Consider the following 505-nt stretch of genomic DNA (forward strand, 5'->3'; position numbering starts at 1 on the left):
GCCCCAGCGACAGGATCGTCGCGCACTCTATCGGGAAGAAGGCTCCTCGCGCTCTGATAGCGAGCATTGGCGCGGCGATCGGGCGGCCGAGGGCTCGCAAAGGGCTGAGCGCCCGCCTCAGCGACAGGATCGTGGCGCACTCTATCGGGAAGAAGGCCCCTCGCGTTTCGGGGACGAACCCTGGCGCGGCGATCGGGTGGCGGAGCGCTCGCAAAGGGGCGAGCGCCCGCCTCAGCGACAGGATCGTGGCGCACCCTATCGGGAAGAAAGCTCCTCCCGCTCTGGTGGCGAGCATTGGCGCGGCGATCGGGCGGCCGAGGGCTCGCAATGGGCTGAGCGCCCGCCTCAGCGACAGGATCGTCGCGCACTCTATCGGGAAGAAGGCTCCTCGCGCTCTGATGGCGAGCATTGGCGCGGCGATCGGGCGGCCGGAGACTCGCAAGCAAGCATGCGCCAGCGCAATCAGGCGGCCGAGAGCTCGCAATCGGGCGCGCTTCCGCAGCCA

At 69.5% G+C, this 505-nt stretch carries 1 protein-coding gene; it reads right to left on the reverse strand.

All coding sequences use genetic code 11. The features are described 5' to 3' along the window. Positions 1-409, reverse strand: a 409-nt coding sequence (locus ACFFNA_RS40580) for a hypothetical protein (protein ID WP_378926065.1), incomplete at its 3' end; no start/stop codon positions are given. Positions 410-505: the final 96 nt, after the last annotated feature.

It is taken from the genome of Mesorhizobium kowhaii (assembly GCF_042431665.1).
Classification (GTDB): Bacteria; Pseudomonadota; Alphaproteobacteria; order Rhizobiales; family Rhizobiaceae; genus Mesorhizobium; species Mesorhizobium kowhaii.